Consider the following 25,075-nt stretch of genomic DNA (forward strand, 5'->3'; position numbering starts at 1 on the left):
ATGAACGATCTAGTTCTTGGAGTCGGTACTGCACTTGTTCTCGTAGCCATCGTAGCCATCCTTGCAAACAAACTTAACTTTTCTATTATTCCGTTCTTAATCGTTCTTGGCATGATTGTCGGTCCTCATGCACCAACGATCGGAATTATTGACTTAACGTTTATTGAAAGCAATGAAATTATTCAATTTTTAGGACGCATAGGCGTGCTGTTCCTCTTGTTCTATTTGGGGCTGGAATTTTCAGTCGGAAAATTGATGAAGTCCGGACGGAACATCGTAGTCGGCGGAAGTATCTATGTGTCCCTTAATTTTATTTTGGGCCTTCTTTACGGGCTTCTTACGGGAATGCCATGGATTGAGTCTCTGATTATTGCCGGATTGCTTAGTGTGTCCTCCAGCGCCATCGTAGCAAAGGTGCTCGTCGACTTAAGAAGGACCGCTAATCCGGAAACAGAGTTAATTCTTGGAATGATTTTATTTGACGATATCTTCCTGGCCTTATTCTTAACCACCATGTCAGGCGTCTTACTTGCAGGCTCTACCTCCTTCCTCGGTATTCTCACTTCCGTTCTTATCTCGATCGGCTATATGTTACTATTCTTTATTATTGCGCGAAAAGGTGCGCCTCTACTAAATAAGTGGCTAAATATAAAATCAGATGAAATTTTTATCATTGTCATATTCGCTTCCTTGTTTTTTGTTGCTGGTTTTTCAGAAACACTCCATGTCGCTGAAGCGATTGGTGCCTTGCTACTAGGATTAGTCTTTTCTGAAACTGAGCATCGTGATCGGATTGAACATCTGGTAGTTCCTTTTAGAGACTTCTTCGGTGCTGTGTTCTTCTTTAGCTTTGGATTAAATATTGATCCCGCAACGTTAGCCGATGCGTTTTGGTTATCACTTGGCGCTGCTTTGGTAACTGTTATCGGGAACATTATTGCTGGCATGGTTGCTGGAAGAAAAGCTGGACTGTCTCACAAAGCTTCTACTAATATTGGTTTAACGATTATGGCACGGGGAGAATTTTCCATCATTGTAGCCAATCTTGGAATTACGGCTGGCTTAAACCCTATTCTAACGCCTTTCACTGCCATGTATGTGCTGTTCCTGGCTATTTTAGGGCCGCTCATGACGAAAGAAAGTAAACAGATTTACAAGTATTTAAATAAAATCTTCAAATGGAAAAAAGAAGAAGTAAAAAAGAAAATCAACGTTCCTGGTGAATAAACCACAGTTGTTCACCACCTCAGCCTTTACACCTTGTCTATCACAAATATTTACCAACTATGGAACGCAGCCACGTCTTCTGCCAAGGGTGGTTTTAACTTACACAAAATCACAGTAATTATATATGTTTAAGCTGTTATGATAATTTCAGCACATTTTGTATAACCCGATCGGCTTATACAGAACAGAGATGAATGCTAAGCTTTTCATCCTACCTGCTCACGATCTATTCATTGAAACATAGTCAGAGTTTGATCCATAAAAAATTCCTCTCGTCCAAGAGGAATTTTTTTATGTTTATATCTCATTTTGTAGCGGTAGAGGCTGGCCGTCAAATGGAGTAATCCTCTGGAATAAACACCTTCAATTGATTAGGCCGGATAAACACATCTTCCCCTACTTTTAAACCAAGTTCTCCATAACGTTCTTTCGTTAATTCTGCCTCAAGGAATTGTTCCAGTCCCTGTGTCTTCAGCTCAATGTGAACCGTCCGGCCGACCACGTGAATATGAACAATTTTCGCCTGAACGGCATCCTTTGCAGTGCTTTCACGCTCAATCATAACATCGTGTGGACGTACATAGGCAACAGCCGGACGGTTCTCCGCACTATCGATGCCTGGAGCATCCAGCTCGACCTGGCCATTAAGCAGTTTTCCATTTTCCAGCCGGCCATGAAACAAATTAACGTTTCCTAGAAAGTCATACACAAACGGGCTGTTCGGATGATCGTATACTTCTTCCGGGCTGCCGATCTGCTCAATCCTTCCTTCATTCATCACTACAATGCGGTCTGCTACATCCAGTGCTTCTTCTTGGTCGTGCGTGACAAAGATACTCGTAATATGAAAGTCATCATGCAGTCTGCGCAGCCAGCGCCGCAGATCTTTTCTCACTTTTGCATCCAGAGCGCCAAACGGTTCATCAAGCAGCAGCACTTTTGGCTCTACCGCCAGCGCTCTGGCAAGGGCAACGCGCTGCCGCTGCCCACCAGAAAGCTGTGACGGATACCGGTCTGCCAATGCCTCCAGCTTTACAAGGCTCAATAGCTCGGTTACCTTTTCTTGAATGTCTTTTTTAGATGGCCGCTCTTTTTTAGGACGAACTCTCAATCCATAGGCAATATTGTCAAAGACAGTCATATGCTTAAACAAAGCATAGTGCTGAAACACAAAACCGACTTTTCGCTCGGTTGTACGAATGCGCGTCATATCTTCGCCACCGAATAAAATGACTCCGCTATCCGCTTCTTCAAGACCAGCAATAATGCGAAGAAGCGATGTTTTTCCTGATCCCGACGGTCCGAGCAAGGCAACAAGCTCGCCTGTTGGGATATCAATCGTAATATTACTCAGCGCATTGAATGAGCCGAATGATTTTGATACATCTTTTATGTGAATGCTCATACGATGGCCCTCCTGTTATCCATGTTGATTGGCTTTCCATTCAATCATATTTTTAAAAATAAGTGTCACGATCGCTAATATGGACATGAGCGAAGCGACGGCAAACGCCGCAGAAAATTGATATTCGTTATATAAAATTTCAATGTGAAGCGGCATTGTATTTGTCAGCCCCCGAATATGTCCAGAAACTACTGATACAGCGCCAAATTCGCCGACAGTCCGTGCATTACATAAAATGATGCCGTATAGTAATCCCCATTTAATATTAGGCAGTGTCACAAGCCAAAATGTTTTCCAACCGCCCGCTCCCAGTGTGAGGGAAGCTTCCTCCTCTGAGGAGCCTTGCGACTGCATAAGCGGGATTAGCTCACGTGCAACGAATGGAAGTGTCACGAATAGCGTGGCTATCACAATGCCTGGTATAGCGAAAATAATTTTAATATCGTTTGCGAATAAAAAATCACCAAATAAACCGTGTGTGCTGAACAGAAGTACAAATACGAGACCGGCAATGACTGGCGACACAGCAAACGGCAAATCAATAATAGTAGTCAACAGACTTTTCCCTTTAAAATCGAATTTTGTAATTGCCCACGCTGCTGCGATTCCGAACAAGGCGTTAACAGGTACCGTTAATAAAACAACGAGCAGTGTCAGCTTAATCGCTGCAAGTGCATCTGGTTCAGTAACGGCCGCCAAATAAACGTGAATGCCTTGTTCAAATGCCTTGATAAAAATTGCCGCCAGCGGCAGCACAAGAAACAAAAATAAAAAAATGAACGCGACAACAGTAAGAAACACACGAATAAAAAGCGGTTCTTCTGCAGCTTTTTTTCCTGTTTTTCTGCTGCCGTATGACAATGGAACGTGTCCAGCCATCTTGATGCCTCCTTAGTAATGAGCAAACTTTCGGTTCATCCACCATTGCATGCCATTGATAAAGAGCAGCATGATAAATGAAATAATAAGCATGACTGCTGCAATAGCTGTTGCTCCGGCATAATCATATTGCTCAAGCTTCGTCATGATGAGAAGCGGTGTGATTTCGGTCTTCATCGGCATGTTGCCCGCGATGAAAACGACCGATCCGTATTCGCCGAGAGCACGTGCAAACGCCAGTGAAAAGCCAGTAAGAGCCGCTGGCAATATTTCCGGGATGATGACTCTTATAAACGTCTGACGCCGATTCGCTCCTAAAATAGCGGATGCTTCTTCTGTTTCCTCATCAAAGTTTTGTAATACCGGCTGTACCATTCGTACGACAAATGGCAAACCAATAAATGTTAGAGCAACCGTTACACCAAGTGGAGTAAAGGCTACTTTGAATGATAAAAATTGGCCCACCCAGCCAGTTTTGGCATATAACGTCGTTAAGGCAATCCCTGCAACAGCAGTTGGAAGAGCAAATGGCAAATCTACCAATCCATCAATAAGGCGCTTGCCTGGGAAGGAATAGCGAACAAGCACCCAGGCAATGAGCACACCAAATACCATATTTATACTTGCGGCCACAAAAGCAGCACCAAAACTTAATTTATACGAAGCGACCACCCGTGGTTCCGTCACGGTTGACCAAAAATCAGACCAGCTCATCGAAGCCGTATTGACAAAAATCATCGAAAGCGGCAACAGAACGAGCAGGCTGAGGTATAACATCGTAAATCCGAGTGACAGCCCGAACCCCGGTAAAATACTATGCTTTTTAAATCTTGATTTCATTTCTGCCACCTCGTCATCTGCATGTCAAATTTTCATAAAACCGGCGTCACAAGATCCTCTTCTTGAGCCTGCATATCATCTTATTTTGGCTGATAAATTTCATCAAATGTGCCGCCGTCATTAAAGTGTTTTTCTTGGGCTGTTTTCCAGCCGCCAAAATCATCATCAATCGTTACGAGGTTAATTTTTGGGAACTGATCAGCATACTTAGCGAGCACTTCTTTATCACGCGGACGGTAATAATTTTCCGCCGCAATTTCCTGCCCTTTTTTCGAATATAAATACTCAAGATACGCTTTTGCGACTTTTTCGGTTCCTTTTTTCTTCGCCACTTTGTCAACAACTGCTACCGGAGGCTCCGCTAGAATACTGATAGAAGGAACAACAATCTCAAATTGATCTTTGCCAAGCTCATTCAGGGATAAGAAGGCCTCATTTTCCCAGGCGATTAGCACATCGCCAATCCCTCGCTCTACAAATGTTGTCGTGGCACCACGTGCGCCTGAATCTAGTACTTCAACATTCTTATAAATATCGCCAACAAATGTTTTAATCTTCTTTTCATCACCACTAAATTTCTTATCTCCATATGCCCAGGCTGCAAGGTAGTTCCAGCGTGCACCGCCTGATGTTTTCGGGTTTGGCGTAATGACCGATACCCCTTTTTTCGCTAAATCTCCCCAATCCTTTATGTGTTTCGGATTGCCTTTGCGAACAAGAAAGACAATGGTTGACGTGTAAGGAGTGGAGTTATTGTCAAGACGTGTTTGCCAGTCTTCAGCCGTTAGACCCGCTTTCGCTACTTCATCAATATCACCGGCCAGAGCCAGTGTTACTACGTCTGCTTCAAGCCCATCGATGACGGCTCTTCCCTGCTTGCCCGAGCCGCCGTGTGATTGCTGAATTGTTACATTCTGACCTGTTTCTTTTTTCCAATGGGCAGCGAACTCTTTATTAAACTCTTCGTATAGTTCACGGGTGGGATCATAGGATACGTTTAATAGCTCCACTGATTCTTTTGAAGAGGAGGCTACATTTTCTTCACTTTCATTTCCTGCTTTTGAATTACCGCAGCCCGCCAAAATCACCGCTGCCGTGGCCATACTAATTAAAAATTTAGATAAAACTTGCTTATTTTTCATCCTTTGTAACCTCTCTCTCACTTGTTTAATTTTATAAAAAAAAGCAGACTGCTTTTAACATTAATAGTTAAAAGAGTCTGCCTTCAGTATGTCTGATCGGCTTCTATTGAGTTTTGGCCTGCTTTTGTATTTCCGTTGCTTGATTTTTTTATAGAGAACCGCTGTTTTTCCAGCCGGTCAATTTGTGTAATTTGCGAATCGTGAATGACGATTTGCACCGACCCATACTCTATCCCTTCCAATGACTGCAAAATACGTTCAATCCAGTGGTGATCAATTCGTTTCTCTGACATGCTCCTCCCCCTCTTGATGATTATTTAAGCCTCTTTCTACACAAATAAAGACTTCCTTGCATCCGTCACAAAATCATTTTCTCGGATTACGAGGAACCTCCAGTTGTCTGATTGGCCCCTACTTGTGTCGAAGATGAATAACCAAGTATTCTCATATGTTTTATTTAATTAATTGGATTATAACGCACCCTTTCTCTAATGTCTATATGTTTTAGAAATAATTTCATTCTTCTTTTTGCTTTCATACAATCAAACTAAAATTTATAGCCCTGCCACTAGTCATCGGCTGATTTTTGCCTCTTCTAGTGAGACATGTTATGGCAATGAACAGTAAAATAGGAAACATAAATACTTGTTTAGAAGGCAAAAAATCTACATCCCCTAAATAAGAGTATTAGCTTGCTATATTAAATAAAGGCTGTCTCCTCTATTTGTGAGACAGCCTATCTATCCTTATTTAATGACTATACTTGTTCTACTGGCGCTACCGTGAATTTTCCATACTCTACCCCTTTTAAACTCGTCAATTGATGGCTGAGCTGCTGAATATCGTTTGCTTTTCCTTTCACGACAATAAGTTCAAGGCAGCTGTCATGATCCAAATGAAAATGTGTGGTAGCTAAGATATAATCATGCATGCCATGTTGAATATGTGTTAACTCTTCAAGCAGATTGCGTTGGGAATGATTGTAGAATAGCAAAATAGTTCCTGCTACTATTTGTTCGTTGTCTTCCCAGGACTGCTGGATCAGTGCGTCGCGTACAAGGTCTCGAACAGCTTCCGAACGGTTTTCATAGCCTCGTTGTTTAATTAAATGATCAAACTTGCGAAGCAGATTCCCTTCCATCGAAACACCGAATCTTTTAGTTGTAGAATCCTGCATCTCCTTTTCCCCACCTTTACTGTTTATCCCATTCTTCAATATTCCACAGTATGCCGAAACCATGGTGACCTAATGTACGGTCGCTTACTCCGCTCACTTTTTTATTGACACCGTATAAAGCATCTAAATACACAAGAAAGTTAAAGGGCGGATCTACTGCTAACTCTTTTTGAAATTCTCCATAAAGTACTTTTCGTTCTTCTTGATTATCTGCTATGCGAGCCTCTGTTAACAATTGGTCTACTTTATCACTGCGGTAAGCCCCCATATTGTAGAGCCCGTCGCCAATTTGGCTGCTATGGAACACTCGATACGTATGGTCATCCGGATCAAATTCGCTGCCCCATCCGATAACGAAGGCATCCGCTTGATCAATTTTAATAGCATTCCAGTCTAATGGTTTCGGAGTAACCGAGATACCTAAAGGCTTTAGTTGTTCAGCTACAACGTTTCCTAAAGCTGTGCGGATCGGATCAGTGATCGGGGAGACTAGTTCAAACTCAAAGCGCTTGCCATCTTTGACAAGTATGCCGTCACTGCCCTTCTTCCAGCCTGCTTCCTTTAATAACTCCTTTGCCTTTTTCGGATCATATGCATACATCTCTTTTTGTGGTGAATTTGCCCATGATCTTTGAAGCGGACCATAGGCTGCCTCTCCTTTGCCGGATAGCATGCCCTTCACAATCGCTTCACGATCAATCGCGAAGTTCATAGCCTGGCGAACCTTTGCATCCTTGAATAGCGGGTTACGGCAATTGTACATGACCGCCCGGTAATCAGCTGTTGAAATCGTGTGCACAGTAAAACCTTCATCTTCTTTTACACTTTTCATTTGATTTGGTTCTAAAAGAGCGAGATCAATTTCACCTGTTTTCAGTTGCAAAGCACGCGTATTAGGGTCTGGAACGTGTTTGAAAACAATTTCTTCAAGGTTTGGCTTTAACCCATAGTATTTGTCATTGCGTACGAGAGTAATCGTGTGATCGTTGTCCCATTCTTTTAATTTAAATGGGCCATTTCCAATTGGATGCTGATTAAAATCTGTTTTATTGATGTCTTCGTTCTGCAAAAGATGCTTTGGCAAAATACCGATCTTTAATTTATCAAGCAGTGGCGGAAATGGATTGCTCAATGTAACTTGAACTTCATTTTCTTTTAATACTTCAACCGATTTGATCTCACTAAAATCTCCTGCAATGGGTGTATTCGTTCCCGGATCTCTTACTTTGTCCAAAGTAAATTTAACATCCTCAGCCGTGACGGGCTTGCCATCTTCCCATTTTGCGTCATCCCGCAGTGTGAATGTATAAATGAGATGGTCAGGGGAAATTTCCCAACCTTTTGCGAGATCAGGGGCAATGTCGTTCGTTTCTGTCGGCTTTGTTAGTCCGCGAAAAATAAGGCTGTCAATCTCTTGGTTTTCGTCTAATACGGGATTGACTTGCTCAATTTCCATCTCTGTTCCATAAACAAGCTGCTTCGCCGCTCTGGAAGACGCAGAGGAAGCCTCCTCTCCCTTGCACCCTGCCATCAAAACCATACTCGTTATAACCGATGTGATCAGCATCGTTTTACCCATTTTGATGCGCATATTCCCTCTCTCCTTCTGTTGTTTGCTTTTGTAATCGTCTACCTGGGTGCGTAACAGGCATCGACGATAGTAAACGCCGTGTATAGAAGTTGACTGAATCAGATAGCTCCTTTGCTCCGGCTTCTTCTATCTTTTTTCCTTTTTCCATCACCAAAATACGATGGCAAAGTGTCAATGCAGCTCGGATATCGTGGGAGATAAATAAAATAGCTGTTTTTTCTGTTTGATTAATTTGTTTTAAAAGAGAAAGAATGTTAGCCTGGGAGCTCATATCAAGGCTTGCGAACGGTTCATCTAAAATAAGAAGCTCTGGTTCTAATAAAAGGGCTCTTGCAAGTGCCACTCTCTGTCTCATTCCTCCAGAAAGTTCATGCGGATAATAGGATAAAGTATTTTCAGATAGCCCCACTTTTTGTAATACCTCTTTTACCTGCTGGTGCTTGTTTTCTTTTTTTTCTTTCCAATAATCAAGTCCTTCTCCCACAATTTTTTCTACATTCCACCGGGGATCGAACGAAGCAAGCGGGTCTTGATGTACCCATTGAATCCCTTTTCGAAATGGAAGGCTTCCGTTCCAAGTGATAGCTCCCTGTTCGACGTTTTCCAACTGAAGCAGTAAGCGGGAAAGGGTACTTTTTCCGCTGCCGCTTTCACCAATTAACCCAACAATCTCCTTTTTACAAATATAGAAGCTAACATCGTCTACTGCCTTGATTATCTGTTTCTGGAACCATTTCTTTTTTATATACGTTTTTTTTGCATGGTTCACGGTTACAAGAGGCTCTATACCAAACAACCCCGTCTGTTTAGACGTCTTAGTTAGTTCTTTATAATAATGCAGTAATTGCTTCGTATGCTCATGAGCAGGCTGATCAAATAGCTGATCGACAGATGCCATTTCAACAACCGCTCCCTCTTTCATGACCACGACTGAATCCGCTATCTCTGCCACTACTCCTAAATCGTGCGTAATAAAGAGAACACTGCCGCCTGTATTCTTACTCCAATCCTTAATAAGCTGCAAAATGTCTGCTTGAATTCTTAAATCCAGTGCTGTCGTAGGTTCATCCGCAATTAATAGCATAGGATCAAGCGCTAAGGCTAGAGCAAGCTGAACACGCTGCCTCATTCCTCCAGAAAGCTCATGCGGAAAAGAGTCGTATACACGTTCCGGCTCTGTTAATTGCACACGTTCTAATAATTGAAGTGTTTTTTCTTTTGCCCGTTGTTTTGAAATCTTCATATGAGCAGAGAACAATTCATGAAAATGCTGGCCAATCGTTTGCATCGGATCAAATGTTCCGTACGTATCCTGAAACACAAACCCTATCTGTGTTCCGCGATAAAGACGCTTTTTCCTTTTATCCATAGCTGATACATCTTCATTTAAAAAATGGACACTGCCGAAAGGTAAAGTGAGCCCTTTTGGCAGTAAATCCAGGATCGCTTTAGCCGTCATACTTTTCCCTGAACCGCTTTCGCCGATAATGGCTACAATTTCTCCTCTAAGCACATTAAATGACACATCCTTCAGCAGCTGCTTTTTCCCTTGGTTCGTGTCGAGCTGTACAGACAGATGTTTAACGGTTAATACTTGTTCACTCATAGCAACCTCTCACCTTTCCTGAACTGCGGCAGCGCAAAACGATCTTGTAACATATCGCCCAAAAACGTCACCGCCAAAACAGTAAGAGTAATAAAGAGACCTGGGAACACAGCGATCCACCATATTCCAGAAAGCACATAATTCTGTACACCCATGAGCATGTTTCCCCAGGATGGCTCATGGGGTGGAATGCCTAATCCTAAAAAGCTTAATGTAGCCTCCGATAAAATAGCATGACTAATACCGCTAACAGACATAACAGTTATCGTCGGAAGACATTGTGGCAATAAGTGCCTCATGAGCAATTGCCGTGGAGAGGCTCCCATAACGGCCGATGACTGGACAAAGACCTCCCCCTTTAATGAAAGAATTTCGGTACGGACTAAACGGGCAATGGGCATCCAGCTTGTCATGCCAATAATTAATACAACTGCCGTTAAGCTATGAGGAAGGAGTATTTGAAGACCGATCATCAGCAAAATGCTGGGAATACTAATTAAGGCATCCAGCACTCTCATCATGATACGATCCATGATCCCTCCAACAAAACCGCTAATGGCTCCATAGCCAGCGCCAATGACGACAGAAATCAGTATAGCCGCTGTTCCTACAGCCAAGGAAACACGTCCGCCATATAACAAACGCGCGAATACATCACGTCCCAGTTCGTCTGTACCAAATAAATGAGCTGTACTCGGCGGCTGCAAAACAGCTGACAATCCAACAGCTCCCGGCTCGTATGGAGTGAAAAATGGGGCAAGCCCTGTGAAAGCAAGCAACAAGAGCAAATAACCGATAATACCGTTGACTAACCATTTCTGTTTTCTTCTCATCTGTCCGCCTCCTTCATCAGTTGATTCCGCAGACGTGGATCAATCCATGCACAAAGTAGATCAATGAAGAAACTCCCGATAATGACTACGCTCATGCATAACAAAATGGTGGCCATAATGACAGGATAATCGTGAGCAAGTGCTGATTTTAATGAAAGTCTCCCAAGACCTGGCCATGAAAACAACGTTTCCACTACGACAGATCCAGCTAGTGTAAGGGACAATGACATCCCTATAAAAGAAAGAAAAGGGATGGAGGCATTTGGAAGCAGATGTTTAAAGAGAATCTTTCTTTGTGAAACGCCTCGGGCTTGTAAAGCCCAGACGAATTCCTTTTCCTTTATAATCGCAATATGATTGCGCAATATCCGTATGTAATAACCAATATGAGACAAAGCTAGAACAAGAGACGGCATGATCAAATGCTTCAGCCAGTCCCCTGCTCCTTCTTTTCCAATACCTGCTGTCGGCAAAACGCCTAAGTAAACAGAGAAAAGCAACATGAGCATCAACGCAAACCAGAAAGACGGCAGCGACATAAACAAAAAGCTGGCAATCGTCACAGCATGATCTAAAAATGAATAACGGCGAAGACCAGTCACCATCCCGAAAAAGAGGGAGATTAAGAGAATAATAGCAGTTGAAGATAGCATAAGAACAACGGTTGGCTCGATCGCACGGGCAACCATTACTGTTACCTCTTCGCCTGTCGTATAGGAATGTCCCCATTCTCCATGCAGGACATTGATCAACCACTTCGCATACTGAGTGTATAAAGGCTCATTTAAGCCAAGATTTTCAGCAATTCTCACTTGGTCGGCATGGCTCATCTTTAATAACTGGTCCCCATACATGGCTGTCGCAGGGTCGCCGGGCAGCATTCGAATAAAAGCAAAACAAAGAATGCTCCCAATGACGAGAACAATAACTGCCTCCGCTAACCTTGAGGCAATAAATTTAATCATATAGCTCCCCCTTCCTTCTAAGCTAATAAACCCCATCATTCTTTACTCTGATTAGCTAGGCTTAGCAATAAATCATTCATTTGAATAAGTAACACGTTTTACTAAATTCGTGTTACTGGAAGGCACACTAAACGTAAGGGATAAAGAACTTCTTTTTTTATCTTACATACTTAATCTAGTCTATTAGAACAGCATTCTTTCAACTACACCTAAATCAAATTGTTTTATACCGATCAACCACACCAAAACCCGCTTCGGATTCGATTTTTTCAATAGATCAAGAACCCAGTGACACCATGAAATTTCTTCTTTTTCCAATCTTATCTTCCGCTCATGCAAAATATGTTTAGCAAAATCTGTTGAATTTCTATCTAATTCGTCTTTTTCCTCTATACTAGTGCTGGCTTGTTCTAAAACGATGCTTTTCTCAATATGATTAATCCGCTCTTCCACTAATTTTTTAGCCGTTTCCATATCTAATAACCCAATCGAATGTACCTTGATAAGAAATTCATCTCGAGTGACTGAGGAAAATTGTATTTCAGACACCCACTTTGTTAGTTCTTTTCTTCCTTTTTCCGTAATTGAAAATACTTTTTTATTTGGCTTTCCTATTTGTTCCACGTATTCAAACGCTAACAAGCCTTTCTTATGAAGCTTTGCGAGTGTAGGATAAATTTGACTGTGTTTAGCCGGCCAGATCGAGTCCAAATAATCAGCCAAGTCATATCCAGAACAAGAATCTTGATTAAGCAAACTAAGAATTGCATATCCGAGTGTATTCATACACTTCCCCTTCCCTGTGAACTAAATAAATTCTATTTATCTAGGATCACTGGGATCGTTTATCTTAAAACCAAAGAGAGAATAGACCCTCGGTAACCCCTAGATTATACATATAATATAGCCCAAAAGCTGTGCTAATGACACCGGCAATCATTGTAAGCGACTGATTAATTGTTGTTTGCTTCGTACTCAGCACAAAAGGAAGACCGATCACCGTTGTAAAGATTAACATTCCTACAATCGTTCCTGACCCAAAGACTAAAATATATAAGGCACCTTGCCAAACAGAATGTACAGTACCCATTGTAAGTAAAACCATTGCAGCGCTTCCTGCCAGTCCATGGATAAGACCAATCACTAAAGATTTGCTATAGGATCTTCTTTTATTTACAGGTTGGGAATGTCCATACTCTTGCGAAGATTGTTCTTCCTTTCTTCTGAAGGACACGATACTGACAATTCCTAAGTAGACCAGCATAACTCCCACTAGAAATTCCAATGACATAGACCATTTATCGGAAATATTATTTTTCATGAGGATTAAAATAACCCCAATAATGAAAAGAGTAGCGGTATGCCCAATTCCCCAAAATACTCCCGCTAGAGATGCGTGCCATAATTTTTTACTTTGGCTGGCGATGGTCGATACGGCAATCACATGATCAGGTTCAATCGCATGCTTAATCCCTAAGACAAAACCTAATGCTAAAACTGAAAATAACGTAACCCCCATAGAAGTTCTCCTCCAAACCTTCTCTTATACAAATAACTATGTTGTCCCTATGAAAATTAATCTTCATTTTGCCTAAAGCTTAATAAACTTAAGTGATTTGGTGATATAGAATTTAATTGTAAAAACCCGACAATCATATTGGATTGCCGGGTTTCAGCATTAATATTTTCTTAGGAAGCTAGGACGTTTGTTAAACCATTCTTCACTAATTATGCGATGACATTCAGTAAATAGTCTTTCTACTGTTTGTGTCGAGTTAGCCAGCACACGAATGGTAAATCCCGGAACCGGCAACAGCGATAATCCAATTCTATATTCATTTGTGTTGACATGAATGGCCTCATGCAGCCGGTCAAGAAGATCACTGTCCGTTTGCTCACCCACCACAATCATAGACCCTAAATGCGAGAAGCCTTCCATAAATCCAATTGTATTCATATCCTGATTTCTTGGGTTCAGCTTAATATGATCATATACCGCTAACTCGTCATCTACATAGAGTTCATTGATTAATTGAAGCGTGTCATAGCTGAATTTATCTCCCTCAGGAGACCATCCCGGAGTGAGAATATCCGAATAAAGGAAGGTTGCCCCTTTTTCCATGCGAATGATATTTTTTTGTTTATAGCGGGCGTGTCGATACGCGATCAGCGGATCAGGAATGTATTCAAGATAACTTCCTTCTTTAAGAGAAATTTCTGTCTCCTGATACACATAGTTGTTAGGAGTTTTATATACTTTCGTTGCCGATTGTGTAGTCAGCGTCATTTTCGCCTGCTTGTCCAGGGCGATTTGCATTCTATAGCGGTCTCCGTCTAAATAGCCTCCGCCTGGGTTTAAAATATAATAACAAGGCTGGCCGGAGTCATCGTGATAAATCGGACGCATGACCTTAAATGCCCCCTGGAAGTAGACATTCTTTGCAACTGTTTTCCCTTTCCTGTCCTCCGCTTCTAAACGCAAAATCCCTGTCCAGTCCTGCATGTTATTCAAGCCCTTTTAAGAGTGCATTTTTCTTGATCCAGTCGATGACTTGATCAAGACCTTCATCGGTTTTTAAATTGGTGAAAACAAAGGGTTTGTCACCGCGGAACACTTTTGTATCAGATGCCATAACATCCAGGCTTGCCCCGACGAAAGGAGCCAAATCCGTTTTATTGATAATGAACAGATCTGACTTGATCATTCCCTGCCCGCCCTTACGAGGAATTTTTTCCCCTTGAGCCACGTCGATAATGTAGATAGAGAAATCAACAAGTTCAGGGCTGAATGTAGCCGCCAAATTGTCCCCTCCGCTTTCCACGAAAATCAGCTCAACATCTGGATGCTTCTTCTTCAATTCATCAATAGCCGCAAAATTCATGGAAGCATCTTCACGGATCGCCGTGTGAGGACATCCGCCTGTCTCTACACCAATGATGCGATCGTCCGGAAGCACACCGTTATTCATTAAGAATTTGGCATCTTCTTTTGTATAAATATCATTCGTCACAACGGCCATGCTGATTTCATCCTGCATGTGACGGGTTAACTTTTCAACTAAAGCGGTTTTTCCTGCTCCTACAGGTCCTCCTACTCCGATTTTGATAGGTTCCATTAAAAACACTTCCTTTAATCTAGTAATCAATATTAAGACATGAAAATGCGGACATTCACACGTTCATGCTGCATTTGAGATAATTCTAGTCCTGGTGAAACAATGCCAAAGTCTTCTTCATCCATTGCCTCTACTTTCGCAGTCGCCTCTGCCAAGACATCCTGAAATTGCTGGATGATTTTCTGGCCTGCTGTCTGGCCCAAAGGGATGGCCCGTACTGCATTTTGCACGAGGCTAGAAACAGCCGAGTATAAATAATATAAAATAGTGGTAGATGCTGGTACACCGAGATGGTGGCCGACAATAGTGAAGACAATCGCTGGATGACCAAAAGACTGCCCCTGCTTAATGCGTTCACCGTATTCGGATAAAACGGGAATCTCATAAAGAGATTCCACTAGTTTTAACATCCGTTCTCCTACTCTTTGAGTACCTTCCCGTGTTTCTCTCGGCAAATTTTGCATGGTTATCATTCGATCAAGTTTCCATACTTTTTGATGGTCTTTCTGATCGAGCGCTTCATACACAAGACGGCAGGCGAGCCCGTCTGAATAAACGAGCTGCTCATTCACATACACACGCAGCCACTGCAAAAATGATTCTTGATCATGTACTTTATCTTGTTGAATATATGTCTCCAGGCCGTATGAATGGCTAAACGCCCCTGTCGGAAAGTTAGAATCACATAGCTGGAATAACGAAAGTGTATTATTAATCATGGCTATGTCCAATGTGGCGAAACGCCTGTTTTACTTTCCGCTCTTCACGTACATAAGGAATCTGGAGGTCTTGAAGCAGCTCTTCTACAAGATAATCATACTGAACAAGCATTTCATTCTCTTCAAATTGGGCCGGGAGATGACGGTTGCCCAACTGATGGGCAATCGTTCCCATTTCTTTCAAGCTACGCGGTTTAATGACTAATAAATCATCGGATAGCACATCAATCACAATCATATTTTTATCGTCCATGTAGAGAATGTCACCAGCAACCAGGTCACGCGGGTCTTTTAAACGAATGCCGATTTCGTTATTATGGTCTGTTTTCACCCTCTGAATCCGTTTCACCAAATCGGCGCTTTCAAGGTAGACTTTCTCAATATGGCGTTTTTCGATTTCTGCTTTCTCCATATTTTCAATATTCGTTACGATTTGTTCAACTATCAATACTTTCACCTCAGAATAGGAAATATCGTTGTCCCATCGGTACCTTGTCAACTGGGTCGCACGTAATTAGCTCTCCGTTTACTCTTACTTCATACGTTTGCGGATCAACAGTAATGTCTGGAGTTTCAGAATTCAGCTTCATATCCTTCTTCGTTAGTTTTCGAATGCCGCGAACCGGAAGAATGATTTTCTGTAAGCCTAGCTTCTCGTGGACTTTATCATCGAAAGCGGCTTGAGAAATAAATGTAATGGATGTGCTAGACAGCGCTTTGCCATATTGTCCATACATCGGGCGATAAATAACCGGCTGTGGTGTTGGGATAGACGCATTGGCATCTCCCATTAAGCCCTCTACAACAAAGCCGCTCTTGAGAACCATTTCAGGTTTTACGCCGAAAAAGGCTGGATTCCAAACAACAAGGTCGGCGATTTTTCCGACTTCCACGGAACCTACATATTCAGAAATACCATGAGTAATGGCAGGGTTGATCGTATATTTAGCCACATAACGTTTCGCGCGGTTGTTGTCAGCAAGCTCCTTATCGCCTTCCATCGTTCCTCTTTGTTTTTTCATTTTATCGGCTACTTGCCATGTACGCAAAATGACCTCACCGATCCGGCCCATTGCTTGCGCATCGGAGCTCGTCATGCTGAATACACCCATATCTTGGAGGATATCTTCAGCTGCAATGGTTTCACGTCTAATACGTGAATCAGCAAACGCAAGGTCTTCCGGAATAGATGGATTCAAATGGTGACATACCATCAACATATCCAAATGCTCATCCACTGTATTCACTGTATAAGGCAGGGTCGGGTTTGTTGATGATGGGAGAATGTTTATATAGCTGGCCGATTTGATTAAATCCGGTGCATGTCCACCGCCGGCTCCTTCTGTATGGTACATATGAAGAACCCGGTCTTTAATCGCTGCCATCGTATTTTCCATAAATCCGCTTTCATTCAACGTATCTGCATGAAGAGCTACTTGCACGTCGTACTTATCAGCTACACTTAATGCATGGTCAAGAGCGGAAGGAGTGGCTCCCCAGTCTTCATGAACTTTCAATCCGATAGCTCCTGCACGAACTTGCTCTGCCAGCGGTTCTTCCGTAGCAGCTTGGCCTTTTCCTGTGAATCCAACGTTAATTGGCAGTCCTTCTGCTGCTTCAAGCATGCGGTGCATATGCCATTCACCAGGTGTAACTGTTGTGGCTTTTGAACCTGCAGCAGGACCTGTTCCGCCTCCGATTAGTGTCGTAAGACCTGCAGCCAATGCTGTTCTAATCTGTGTCGGATTAATAAAATGAACATGGGTATCGATTCCGCCAGCTGTCACAATCATTCCTTCACCAGCAATGATTTCTGTGCTGGCGCCAATTACGATATCTACGTTATCCATAATCAATGGGTTACCAGCTTTTCCGATGCCAGCAATTTTTCCATCACGAATCCCGATATCTGCTTTGTAGATACCAGTGTAGTCTAGAATGACCGCATTCGTAATCACGACATCTGCGATCCCGTCTCCTCTCGTGACAAGAGGGTTTTGTCCCATTCCGTCACGGATTACTTTCCCGCCGCCGAACACGACTTCGTCCCCATAGGTTGTATAGTCTTTCTCCACTTGAATGATGATGTCTGTATCCGCCAAGCGAATAGAATCCCCAGTAGTCGGACCATACATTTGAGCGTATTGCTTTCTCGGCATTTTAAAACTCATTCTTTACACCCCTTTTCTACTGAGCCATCTACTTTATTATTAAATCCATAGATACGACGTTCTCCAGCGAAGCAGACAAGTTCAACTTCTTTTTCGTCACCAGGCTCAAAACGAACAGCGGCCCCCGCAGGAATATTCAATCTTTTTCCGAACGCTTCTTCTCGATTAAATTCAAGGGCTTCATTCACTTCATAAAAATGAAAGTGTGATCCTACTTGAACCGGACGGTCCCCTGTATTGGTTGCAGTCACTTTCGTTACAGTTCTTCCTGCATTACAAATGATGTCTTCTTCTTTTAAAAATAATTGTCCTGGTTCCATTTCTAATATGCCTCCTATCACTTTTTATTTAATTGGACTATGTACAGTCACAAGTTTTGTTCCATCTGGGAAGGTCGCCTCTACTTGAATATCATCAAGCATTTCCGGAATGCCTTCCATAACATCATCACTCGTCAATATGTTGGCTCCGTATTCCATCAATTCAGCAACGGTTTTGCCGTCCCGCGCTCCTTCTAATACTTCATAAGTGATGAGTGCCACCGCTTCGGGGTAATTTAATTTCAACCCTCTCTCTTTTCGTCGCTTCGCTAAATCAGCGGCTACCACAATCAAGAGCTTGTCTATCTCACGTGGTGTTAATTGCATTGTGAAACCTCCTCCTTCATCACATTATCAACCTTAATTTTTTTGCAAAGAAATCAAAATTCCTTATCATGCTTGCCTATCTTTCCCTTGTTTAAACCAATAAATACTTTCTAAACTTTCCTGGAATCGATTATCAAACAAGTGATTATTAGCAATTTATTACCAAGAGCCTTTAGTCTCAGAAACACTCAATATACGAATATTTTTATAGTAATAAAGTATCAATGTACGCATGCAAAACAATTCTTTTGTCGTATTTTGTCATTCAAAGCTGAAAACCACCACAAAAGACAAACATTCAAAGATTGATTCCTTCCAAGCCATAATATATCATAATTTATATATGTATCAAGTTATATACATTTGATTTTTGCAAAGGAGATATAAAGCGAGACGAAATGGCGAGTCGCGGAGGCTGAAATAAAGAAACTATCTTTTTTCTTATTTGAGCCATTTATTTATTTTCGCATGTTAACAAGCTGCGGATTAGGAAATAATAGTACCACTCCCTTTATGGGGGAATGCTTGTTTAAGATAAAAATCACCAGAAGGGAAGATCATCGTGCAAAACACTACTCGCAAGCCATGGACGGAGGGAACACTTTTTTCCTTTCTGTCAGCATCCTTAAAGGGGATTTCTCAAGTGATGCTGATTGAGAATGCAATAGCTGGACTTATTATACTTTTAGCTATCACTACTTTTTCTTATACGCTAGGAATCATTGCTCTTTTATCAGCCTTTATAGGGACATTTATTGGAATGATAGGAGGAGCCGATAGGCAAAGCGTTAACCAGGGTCTTTTCGGTTACAACTCCGTCTTAACGGGCGTTGCCCTAACTTTGTTTTTAATCGGGCCTTATCAGTTCATTATTGCTCTCGCCAGCGCGGCACTTGCAGCCGTCTTAACGGCCGCAATGATGCATGTAATGAAAAATACAGGAATTCCCGTACTTACTTTCCCGTTTATCATCATGACATGGTTTATGATACTGGCTTCTTATCGTTTAAAAGTCTTTCGGCTAACTTCTGGTCTCGTTCCTCAGGACTTATCCAATTGGGAATTGGATATAACCGGAAAAATTAATTGGACAGAGGGCGCCTTTAACGGAATTGGGCAAATTTTCTTCGTCCATAGTACGTTATCAGGAATTATCCTGTTCATTGCTGTCTTCTTTGCCGGCTGGAAACTCGGCTTCTATGCGGTATTAGGAAACGTAGTTGCTTTATTAGTATCGTATATGCTCGGTGGAGAGCACACATTGATTTATATGGGGTTATATGGGTACAATGCGATCTTAACGATTCTGGCTGTATCTGTCGTATTTAATGAAGGGCGTCACCGCTTTGGACTCATCTCAGGGATTGTAGCTGCTGCTCTAACCGTGCCATTCACAGCCAGTGTAGCTACTTGGCTTTTACCATATGGACTGCCAGCTCTGACAATGCCTTTTGTTCTAAGTACATGGCTTTTCTTAGGAGCTCGAAAAGTTCTCCCTAACCTATAGCCTTCTTTTAGTAAACCCGAATCTTCCGAGATTCGGGTTTACTAAAATTTTTTCTAAGAGGGAGCCCTTACTACTAATGATTAAGGAGATTACCTATGAACAAAGGAAGAATTTTAATTGTAGAAGATGAAACTAAAATCGCACGACTTATTCAATTAGAGCTAGAGCATGAAGGATACGAAACAAAAGCTGCCTATACAGGGACAGAAGGTCTTTCACTATTTCAGCAAGAAAATTGGGACCTTCTTTTGCTAGATGTAATGCTCCCTGAATTGAGCGGTCTCGAAGTGTTACGGCGCATTCGGTCGGCCGATGATCACACACCCGTTATTTTGTTAACGGCACGCGATGCCTTGCCTGATAAAGTGAGCGGCTTAGATTTAGGTGCGAACGATTATATTACAAAGCCTTTTGAAATTGAGGAGCTGCTTGCGCGTATCCGTGTATGGCTGCGCCACCCGGCGTCCGATGACAATACGCCTCGTTCACTAGGGATTGGGGATTTAGTTGTAGAAGAGAAAACACGTGAGGTTTATCGAGCTGGACAGCCAATTGAATTAACGCCAAAGGAATATGATCTACTCGTGTATTTACTTCAAAATCCGAACCAAGTGTTAACATTTGATCAGTTACTGACAAATGTATGGGGATTTGATTACTATGGGGATACAAATGTAGTCTATGTCTATATCCGCTATTTGCGAAAAAAGATTGATGCCCCCTTCCCAACCTCTTATATTCACACTGTTCGCGGCGTCGGATATATGTTAAAGGAATAGAACATGAAACTGCAAACGAAAATTATTCTAACGTCAACTCTTTTACTTTTTGTGCTTTTAGTCGTAGCCAATAGTTCAATTTACTTTATTTTCAAAAAGACGATGACCGATAATGCGGTTGCCCGTCTTCAGGTCGACAGCAAAAATATTACCGAAGGGCTAAAACAAGTATCAAACAATTCGGTTAATAAAAAAAATTTATTGCGTGCCTATTTACCGCCTAGTGGAATGATTAGGATTCTTCCTTCAAAAGGCACTCCATTGTTTGTCGCCATCAAAGAACAAGTGGATTTACAAGATCTCCCCTACTCTTATGAAGATGGCGAAAGAGCAACAGTGAAAAACATTCATAATCACTTATATGCTATTGTGCATACCCCCGTTATTTGGTCAAATGGGGACGTTGTTTCACTTGAAGTAACAGAACAATTAACGGATGTGGAGCGTTCTTTACAAATTTTGAAATTGATCTTAATTATCGCGTCTCTTGCCATTTTAATTCCAACGATTATCGGCAGTCGGCTATTAAGCCGAATTATTTTACTTCCCATCCAATCGCTTATTCAGACAATGGAAGATATCCAGGAATCTCGAACATTTAAAAAAATCATCCGTCCTGCCTCTTCGAAAGACGAGCTCGATCAAATGGCTAATACATTTAACAGCATGATGGACTTATTAGAAGAAAATTATAAAAAGCAAGAACAGTTTGTGTCCGATGCGTCTCACGAATTAAAGACGCCGCTTACCGTCATTGAGAGTTACGCAAATATGTTAAAACGCTGGGGAATGAAGCGTTCTGACATTTTGGAAGAAGCGATTGAAGCGATTCACTCGGAGTCTATCCGAATGAAACAGCTTACGGAGCAAATGCTTTTATTAGCGAAAGGCGATGCCCATTGGGAATTGAAGATTGAACAAGTAGATATAGCCGCTCTCTGCCGCGAGACAGCGAAATATCTTCAACAAGCCTTTCAACGGAACATCTCGATCCATATACACACAGAAAATGCATTTATCAGGGCGGATGAAAAAAAGATCAAGCAACTTCTTTACATTTTAGTGGATAATGCCGTTAAATATAGTGAGACATCTATTGGTATTGCTATTAACCGCAATTCCTCTTCTTTATCGATTGCTGTGACTGATTATGGAATAGGAATTCCAAAAGATGATCTAGCTCACGTATACGAACGATTTTTCCGAGTAGATAAGGCAAGAACAAGATCCACTGGCGGTTCAGGCTTAGGATTGCCTATCGCTAGAAGAATTGTCGCCGCCCATGAGGGTGACATTCATATTGAGAGTGAGGAAGGAACAGGCACAATCGTTACTGTTATATTTCCAGTTTAATTGCCAGAGACCTTAAGATCTTGCGGCTTTTTAGAGAATTTCTTCACACCTTGGGAGGTGAGCATTAAATGAAAAAAATAGTTGCTGTTGTGTTAATAGCCCTCCTCGTTGGTGCAGGTAGTTGGTACGTGGCGAAAAAAGGAATCCATCACTCCGAACCCCTCCTTTCGGAAGACACAGTCAGTCAGATGATTGAACAAAAATATGGTGGAACAGTTAAAGAAATTAATGTTATTGAGGAAGATGATCAAGAACACTATAAACTGACCATTTTAAGAGAACAAATTCTCTATAATGTGATAGTAAATGGCCAAACAGGAGAAGTACTTTCTTTTAAAAAGGAAAATGAAGAAACCGAAGAACCACCGACAACTCACGACGAGCCAATCGATTCGGACACTTCCTCCCCTAATACTCCTATTACAAAAGAGCAAGCGAAAAAGATTGCCTTAAAAAAAGTGAAAGGGATCATTACTGGAGTAGATCTAGATCATGAAGACGGCCAGCTTGTTTATGAAGTTGATATCGATCAGACTAAAACAAAAGAAGCGACCGTTGTCATTAATGCTTACACTGGGGAAATCGAAGCAATCACGTTTGAAACAGATGAAAACGACTAACCGTGCAGCCTGGCGCTGTATGGTTTTTTTGTTCTTTTGCTTCTAGACCTGCTTAAATAAAGGTGCTGACACTAAAACAAATTAATTAATATTCTTTGGAATTTCTAAGACAATTTTAAACTTCTCCTTCTTTTTCTTTAAAATTGAGCGGTTATGATAACTATACAAACAAAACAAGGAGGTGCTGAACATGACATCCATCACGAAGTTATTAACAAGTGTTTTAGTGATAGGAGGTTTAGGAGCCGGTGCTTATGCCGTAACGGACCATCAAGCAGCAGTTGCCCAAACAACTACGTCTTCTCATACGATTAGTGAAGCAAAAGCAAAAGACATTGCTCTATATACATCAAAAGGCGGTACGATTACAGACATTGAATTAGAAAATGATGAAGCCATCAAGAAATACGAGGTCGATATCCTTAAACAAAACCGGGAATTTGACATAGAAATTGATGCAGCAACAGGAAAAGTAATGAAATACAATGAGGAGACTCAATCTCAAAATGACTCTGATGAGAAAGACTTCAAGCAGAAAAATCTCTCCCCTAACGTGTCATTAGAAGAAGGGAAAAAAATCGCCTTAGACCGGGTAAAAGGCACTGTTGCTGAAGCAGAGTTGGAAGATGATCACAACCGCTTAGTGTATGAGTTTGAAATTAGTACAGCGAATTTTCATGAAATAGAAGTAAAAGTTGATGCCGAAAACGGAAAAGTTTTAAATGTTGAATTAGATGATTAAAGGACTAAAAAAAATGCCATTATAACGAAAAAGAGCGGTTCATTCCGTTAGTCCAGCCATTCCCTTAGTTTGCTTGAGCACAAGAAAAAGCATACTTCCATCCATTTAGGGAGAGACTTTAGTAAAGAATATTATTATTTAGGAGGAATTAATTATGTTTCAAAACTTTGAAGTAGAGCCAATGTTTGAAGATCAAATTCATGAACGTCATAAATTCAAGCTAAATGTTGAAGGAACCGACTATCAAGGCCTTTTCCATGAAGGTGAGATTCACTGGTTTAACCCCCACCCTAAGCAAGCTCTTGAAGACAGCCATGTGGAAGCTATTGAATCTCAAGTTCATGACCTGATATCGGATCATTTAGAACAATAAGAGGAAGGCTTTATTCATCGAGATAAAGCCAAAAAATGGACCTAAACAAGAAGCCTTTCTGTTTAGGTCCATTTTTTCGTTATTCGTTTCTTTAGAAACGAAGCCGGCTCCCCGATTGGAATTTTTCTCTAGTGACCATCGTACGAGCGGTTATAGTTTTTCTTCCTATAGGCAGTACATTAGACTCTTTCCTTGGGTGACATGTTTCATTCGTCTTTCAGTCGGGAAATTTTCAGTTAAACCGAGTATCCCCTAGCTTTTATAGACGGGAAACTCTTGCCGAATTGGGAGGTATAATAGTGAATTCATATATATTGAAATTATTACAAGTCCATCAACAAGAACTATTGAAAGAGTGGAAAAAGGATATTCACTCTATTGAAGACCCAAATATGGAACCCTTTAAGAAAGACGATGCTTTAAATGAAAAAATATTTGAGTTAGTCAGTAACAGTATACAGAAATACGATACAGAAAGATTTTCCGAATTGAGAAAGTTTTACATAGACCTAATGGAAAGAGAATGGTCACTCAACTACCTTACCGCTGCTTTCCAAATATTTCGACGGAATATATTAAAAATCTTATTACAAGCAGAACCATCAAGAGAGCAAATCCTCTCTCTTTATGAGGAGATAGATGGCTGGTTCGACCCTGTTGTCACTCATTTAGTAAACGATTGCTCAGAAAGATGGCAAAGTGCTTATAAGAGGCAACAGGAAGAGCTGGACAAACTAACAGCTCCTATGATACCCGTATTTCGAAAAGCCTGTATTCTTCCTCTTATTGGCAACATTAGCGATGACCGTGCTGGAATCATTAAAGAAAATTTATTGAAAGGGATTGCGCAATTTAACAGTGAATATGTGCTAATTGATGTTACAGGTGTTCCTGTTGTAGATACCTATGTAGCCAATCACTTTATGCAAGCAACAGAAGCAGCCAGCCTGCTTGGGACTGAATGTATCATCGTCGGGATCCGTCCTGAAATAGCTCAAACGCTTACCAGTCTGGGTATAACATTTAACATCATGACATTTTCCGACTTACACAAAGGGATCCAGTATGTTTTACAAAAAAGCAAGTAACATTCCAGCCAGTCTCCGGTCAAAGTTGACTTTTAAACTGGTCTAAGCAGTTTTTACAAATGCATGTTTTTCTTAATTGCTCAGGAGGCACAAGATCAAAAATCTCTTTCGGAAAGGATTCCTGGCTGCACCAGCAAATCCCTAAGTTTTTATCCATAGAATTGCAGCAATGATTAGCCCTATTGCAAATAGGGCAATTTTCAATTGTACTAGTTTCTGTCGTCATCATTTGTACCTCCTGAGGTTTATCACTCTTTTCTTTATAGTATAACAAACCTGGAAAAACCTCTGTGAC

General features: G+C 41.4%; 28 protein-coding genes and 1 pseudogene. 8 read left to right on the forward strand and 21 right to left on the reverse strand.

Annotated elements, in window-relative coordinates; all coding sequences use genetic code 11:
- Nucleotides 1–1,227: a cation:proton antiporter gene (locus AC623_RS11605; RefSeq protein WP_049662618.1), complete on the forward strand. Its 1,227-nt coding sequence runs from the start codon at nucleotides 1–3 to the stop codon at nucleotides 1,225–1,227.
- A 331-nt stretch (nucleotides 1,228–1,558) separates the two neighbouring features.
- Here the strand turns inward: AC623_RS11605 and AC623_RS11610 are convergent, their stop codons facing one another.
- From AC623_RS11610 to AC623_RS11700, 20 genes and pseudogenes are all read right to left on the reverse strand, one after another.
- Nucleotides 1,559–2,632: a sulfate/molybdate ABC transporter ATP-binding protein gene (locus AC623_RS11610; protein ID WP_049662619.1), complete on the reverse strand. Its 1,074-nt coding sequence runs from the start codon at nucleotides 2,630–2,632 to the stop codon at nucleotides 1,559–1,561.
- A gap of 15 nt (nucleotides 2,633–2,647) precedes the next feature.
- On the reverse strand, nucleotides 2,648–3,511 hold the full coding sequence (gene cysW / locus AC623_RS11615) for a sulfate ABC transporter permease subunit CysW (protein ID WP_049662621.1): 864 nt from the start codon (nucleotides 3,509–3,511) through the stop codon (nucleotides 2,648–2,650).
- 12 nt (nucleotides 3,512–3,523) lie between these two features.
- Nucleotides 3,524–4,351: a sulfate ABC transporter permease subunit CysT gene (gene cysT, locus AC623_RS11620; protein ID WP_197090965.1), complete on the reverse strand. Its 828-nt coding sequence runs from the start codon at nucleotides 4,349–4,351 to the stop codon at nucleotides 3,524–3,526.
- Nucleotides 4,352–4,431: 80 nt separating this feature from the next.
- A complete protein-coding gene (locus AC623_RS11625; RefSeq protein ID WP_049662625.1) occupies nucleotides 4,432–5,493 on the reverse strand; it encodes a sulfate ABC transporter substrate-binding protein in 1,062 nt (353 codons plus the stop codon).
- A gap of 83 nt (nucleotides 5,494–5,576) precedes the next feature.
- Nucleotides 5,577–5,786, reverse strand: coding sequence for a YezD family protein (locus AC623_RS11630; protein ID WP_049662627.1), 210 nt, complete (start codon nucleotides 5,784–5,786; stop codon nucleotides 5,577–5,579).
- Between the two features lie 464 nt (nucleotides 5,787–6,250).
- Nucleotides 6,251–6,670, reverse strand: a complete 420-nt coding sequence (gene nikR / locus AC623_RS11635) for a nickel-responsive transcriptional regulator NikR (RefSeq protein ID WP_049662629.1) — start codon at nucleotides 6,668–6,670, stop codon at nucleotides 6,251–6,253.
- A gap of 16 nt (nucleotides 6,671–6,686) precedes the next feature.
- A complete protein-coding gene (locus tag AC623_RS11640; protein ID WP_049662632.1) occupies nucleotides 6,687–8,261 on the reverse strand; it encodes an ABC transporter substrate-binding protein in 1,575 nt (524 codons plus the stop codon).
- Nucleotides 8,242–9,159, reverse strand: coding sequence for an ABC transporter ATP-binding protein (locus AC623_RS22325; protein WP_442853569.1), 918 nt, complete (start codon nucleotides 9,157–9,159; stop codon nucleotides 8,242–8,244). The genes AC623_RS11640 and AC623_RS22325 overlap by 20 nt, the downstream gene beginning before the upstream one ends.
- Nucleotides 9,151–9,867 (reverse strand): annotated as a pseudogene (locus tag AC623_RS22330) (ABC transporter ATP-binding protein); the annotation flags it as partial. The gene AC623_RS22325 and the pseudogene AC623_RS22330, both read right to left, overlap by 9 nt.
- Entirely contained in the window at nucleotides 9,864–10,700 is an 837-nt protein-coding gene (locus tag AC623_RS11650; RefSeq protein ID WP_049662633.1) for an ABC transporter permease, read from the reverse strand. The gene AC623_RS11650 and the pseudogene AC623_RS22330, both read right to left, overlap by 4 nt.
- Nucleotides 10,697–11,665, reverse strand: coding sequence for an ABC transporter permease (locus AC623_RS11655; protein ID WP_049662634.1), 969 nt, complete (start codon nucleotides 11,663–11,665; stop codon nucleotides 10,697–10,699). Before AC623_RS11655 ends, AC623_RS11650 begins: the two co-directional genes overlap by 4 nt.
- A 183-nt stretch (nucleotides 11,666–11,848) precedes the next feature.
- Entirely contained in the window at nucleotides 11,849–12,451 is a 603-nt protein-coding gene (locus tag AC623_RS11660) for a PadR family transcriptional regulator (RefSeq protein WP_049662636.1), read from the reverse strand.
- Nucleotides 12,452–12,515: 64 nt separating this feature from the next.
- Nucleotides 12,516–13,184 (reverse strand): HoxN/HupN/NixA family nickel/cobalt transporter, encoded by a 669-nt coding sequence (locus AC623_RS11665; RefSeq protein ID WP_049662638.1) that lies wholly within the window; start codon nucleotides 13,182–13,184, stop codon nucleotides 12,516–12,518.
- A gap of 159 nt (nucleotides 13,185–13,343) precedes the next feature.
- Nucleotides 13,344–14,168, reverse strand: a complete 825-nt coding sequence (locus AC623_RS11670) for an urease accessory protein UreD (protein ID WP_049662640.1) — start codon at nucleotides 14,166–14,168, stop codon at nucleotides 13,344–13,346.
- 1 nt (nucleotide 14,169) lies between these two features.
- Nucleotides 14,170–14,781, reverse strand: a complete 612-nt coding sequence (gene ureG, locus AC623_RS11675) for an urease accessory protein UreG (RefSeq protein ID WP_049662641.1) — start codon at nucleotides 14,779–14,781, stop codon at nucleotides 14,170–14,172.
- Between the two features lie 32 nt (nucleotides 14,782–14,813).
- Entirely contained in the window at nucleotides 14,814–15,500 is a 687-nt protein-coding gene (locus tag AC623_RS11680; protein WP_049666564.1) for an urease accessory protein UreF, read from the reverse strand.
- Entirely contained in the window at nucleotides 15,493–15,948 is a 456-nt protein-coding gene (gene ureE, locus AC623_RS11685; RefSeq protein WP_049662643.1) for an urease accessory protein UreE, read from the reverse strand. The genes AC623_RS11680 and ureE overlap by 8 nt, the downstream gene beginning before the upstream one ends.
- A 10-nt stretch (nucleotides 15,949–15,958) precedes the next feature.
- Entirely contained in the window at nucleotides 15,959–17,671 is a 1,713-nt protein-coding gene (gene ureC, locus AC623_RS11690; RefSeq protein ID WP_049662645.1) for an urease subunit alpha, read from the reverse strand.
- Nucleotides 17,668–17,991, reverse strand: coding sequence for an urease subunit beta (gene ureB, locus AC623_RS11695; protein ID WP_049662647.1), 324 nt, complete (start codon nucleotides 17,989–17,991; stop codon nucleotides 17,668–17,670). Before ureB ends, ureC begins: the two co-directional genes overlap by 4 nt.
- 24 nt (nucleotides 17,992–18,015) lie before the next feature.
- A complete protein-coding gene (locus AC623_RS11700; RefSeq protein ID WP_049662648.1) occupies nucleotides 18,016–18,318 on the reverse strand; it encodes an urease subunit gamma in 303 nt (100 codons plus the stop codon).
- Nucleotides 18,319–18,880: 562 nt separating this feature from the next.
- Between AC623_RS11700 and AC623_RS11705 the strand changes: the two genes are divergently transcribed.
- The 7 genes from AC623_RS11705 (at nucleotide 18,881) to AC623_RS11735 (ending at nucleotide 24,780) form a co-directional block, all read left to right on the forward strand.
- Nucleotides 18,881–19,825 carry an urea transporter gene (locus AC623_RS11705; RefSeq protein WP_231603491.1) on the forward strand — a complete coding sequence of 315 codons (945 nt, stop codon included), beginning with the start codon at nucleotides 18,881–18,883 and terminating at the stop codon, nucleotides 19,823–19,825.
- A gap of 95 nt (nucleotides 19,826–19,920) precedes the next feature.
- Nucleotides 19,921–20,604 carry a response regulator transcription factor gene (locus AC623_RS11710; RefSeq protein WP_049662652.1) on the forward strand — a complete coding sequence of 228 codons (684 nt, stop codon included), beginning with the start codon at nucleotides 19,921–19,923 and terminating at the stop codon, nucleotides 20,602–20,604.
- A gap of 3 nt (nucleotides 20,605–20,607) precedes the next feature.
- On the forward strand, nucleotides 20,608–21,957 hold the full coding sequence (locus AC623_RS11715; RefSeq protein ID WP_049662654.1) for a HAMP domain-containing sensor histidine kinase: 1,350 nt from the start codon (nucleotides 20,608–20,610) through the stop codon (nucleotides 21,955–21,957).
- A 68-nt stretch (nucleotides 21,958–22,025) separates the two neighbouring features.
- Nucleotides 22,026–22,577: a PepSY domain-containing protein gene (locus AC623_RS11720; protein ID WP_049662656.1), complete on the forward strand. Its 552-nt coding sequence runs from the start codon at nucleotides 22,026–22,028 to the stop codon at nucleotides 22,575–22,577.
- 190 nt (nucleotides 22,578–22,767) lie between these two features.
- Complete coding sequence (locus AC623_RS11725) at nucleotides 22,768–23,319, forward strand: PepSY domain-containing protein (RefSeq protein ID WP_049662659.1); 552 nt, start codon at nucleotides 22,768–22,770, stop codon at nucleotides 23,317–23,319.
- Between the two features lie 154 nt (nucleotides 23,320–23,473).
- Complete coding sequence (locus tag AC623_RS11730; protein ID WP_049662661.1) at nucleotides 23,474–23,692, forward strand: DUF5342 family protein; 219 nt, start codon at nucleotides 23,474–23,476, stop codon at nucleotides 23,690–23,692.
- 299 nt (nucleotides 23,693–23,991) lie between these two features.
- Complete coding sequence (locus AC623_RS11735; RefSeq protein ID WP_049662662.1) at nucleotides 23,992–24,780, forward strand: STAS domain-containing protein; 789 nt, start codon at nucleotides 23,992–23,994, stop codon at nucleotides 24,778–24,780.
- 19 nt (nucleotides 24,781–24,799) lie between these two features.
- Here the strand turns inward: AC623_RS11735 and AC623_RS11740 are convergent, their stop codons facing one another.
- On the reverse strand, nucleotides 24,800–25,009 hold the full coding sequence (locus tag AC623_RS11740) for a cysteine-rich CWC family protein (RefSeq protein WP_331456995.1): 210 nt from the start codon (nucleotides 25,007–25,009) through the stop codon (nucleotides 24,800–24,802).
- Nucleotides 25,010–25,075 lie beyond the last annotated feature (66 nt).

Origin of the sequence: Bacillus sp. FJAT-27231, assembly GCF_001183975.1 — a bacterium.
Classification (GTDB): Bacteria; Bacillota; Bacilli; order Bacillales; family Domibacillaceae; genus Pseudobacillus; species Pseudobacillus wudalianchiensis.

Bases quoted from the DNA above. Each gene is read 5' to 3' on its own strand.
- AC623_RS11640 (WP_049662632.1), bottom strand. From the start codon at position 8,261: ATGCGCATCAAAATGGGTAAAACGATGCTGATCACATCGGTTATAACG.
- AC623_RS11725 (WP_049662659.1), top strand. From the start codon at position 22,768: ATGACATCCATCACGAAGTTATTAACAAGTGTTTTAGTGATAGGAGGT.
- AC623_RS11630 (WP_049662627.1), bottom strand. From the start codon at position 5,786: ATGTCAGAGAAACGAATTGATCACCACTGGATTGAACGTATTTTGCAG.
- AC623_RS11650 (WP_049662633.1), bottom strand. From the start codon at position 10,700: ATGAGAAGAAAACAGAAATGGTTAGTCAACGGTATTATCGGTTATTTG.
- nikR (WP_049662629.1), bottom strand. From the start codon at position 6,670: ATGCAGGATTCTACAACTAAAAGATTCGGTGTTTCGATGGAAGGGAAT.
- cysW (WP_049662621.1), bottom strand. From the start codon at position 3,511: ATGGCTGGACACGTTCCATTGTCATACGGCAGCAGAAAAACAGGAAAA.
- AC623_RS11660 (WP_049662636.1), bottom strand. From the start codon at position 12,451: ATGAATACACTCGGATATGCAATTCTTAGTTTGCTTAATCAAGATTCT.
- AC623_RS11730 (WP_049662661.1), top strand. From the start codon at position 23,474: ATGTTTCAAAACTTTGAAGTAGAGCCAATGTTTGAAGATCAAATTCAT.
- AC623_RS11665 (WP_049662638.1), bottom strand. From the start codon at position 13,184: ATGGGGGTTACGTTATTTTCAGTTTTAGCATTAGGTTTTGTCTTAGGG.
- AC623_RS22325 (WP_442853569.1), bottom strand. From the start codon at position 9,159: ATGGCATCTGTCGATCAGCTATTTGATCAGCCTGCTCATGAGCATACG.
- AC623_RS11720 (WP_049662656.1), top strand. From the start codon at position 22,026: ATGAAAAAAATAGTTGCTGTTGTGTTAATAGCCCTCCTCGTTGGTGCA.
- ureC (WP_049662645.1), bottom strand. From the start codon at position 17,671: ATGAGTTTTAAAATGCCGAGAAAGCAATACGCTCAAATGTATGGTCCG.
- AC623_RS11700 (WP_049662648.1), bottom strand. From the start codon at position 18,318: ATGCAATTAACACCACGTGAGATAGACAAGCTCTTGATTGTGGTAGCC.
- cysT (WP_197090965.1), bottom strand. From the start codon at position 4,351: ATGAAATCAAGATTTAAAAAGCATAGTATTTTACCGGGGTTCGGGCTG.
- ureB (WP_049662647.1), bottom strand. From the start codon at position 17,991: ATGGAACCAGGACAATTATTTTTAAAAGAAGAAGACATCATTTGTAAT.
- ureG (WP_049662641.1), bottom strand. From the start codon at position 14,781: ATGGAACCTATCAAAATCGGAGTAGGAGGACCTGTAGGAGCAGGAAAA.
- AC623_RS11670 (WP_049662640.1), bottom strand. From the start codon at position 14,168: ATGCAGGACTGGACAGGGATTTTGCGTTTAGAAGCGGAGGACAGGAAA.
- AC623_RS11710 (WP_049662652.1), top strand. From the start codon at position 19,921: ATGAACAAAGGAAGAATTTTAATTGTAGAAGATGAAACTAAAATCGCA.
- AC623_RS11680 (WP_049666564.1), bottom strand. From the start codon at position 15,500: ATGATTAATAATACACTTTCGTTATTCCAGCTATGTGATTCTAACTTT.
- AC623_RS11740 (WP_331456995.1), bottom strand. From the start codon at position 25,009: ATGATGACGACAGAAACTAGTACAATTGAAAATTGCCCTATTTGCAAT.
- AC623_RS11610 (WP_049662619.1), bottom strand. From the start codon at position 2,632: ATGAGCATTCACATAAAAGATGTATCAAAATCATTCGGCTCATTCAAT.
- AC623_RS11655 (WP_049662634.1), bottom strand. From the start codon at position 11,665: ATGATTAAATTTATTGCCTCAAGGTTAGCGGAGGCAGTTATTGTTCTC.
- AC623_RS11605 (WP_049662618.1), top strand. From the start codon at position 1: ATGAACGATCTAGTTCTTGGAGTCGGTACTGCACTTGTTCTCGTAGCC.
- AC623_RS11625 (WP_049662625.1), bottom strand. From the start codon at position 5,493: ATGAAAAATAAGCAAGTTTTATCTAAATTTTTAATTAGTATGGCCACG.
- AC623_RS11715 (WP_049662654.1), top strand. From the start codon at position 20,608: ATGAAACTGCAAACGAAAATTATTCTAACGTCAACTCTTTTACTTTTT.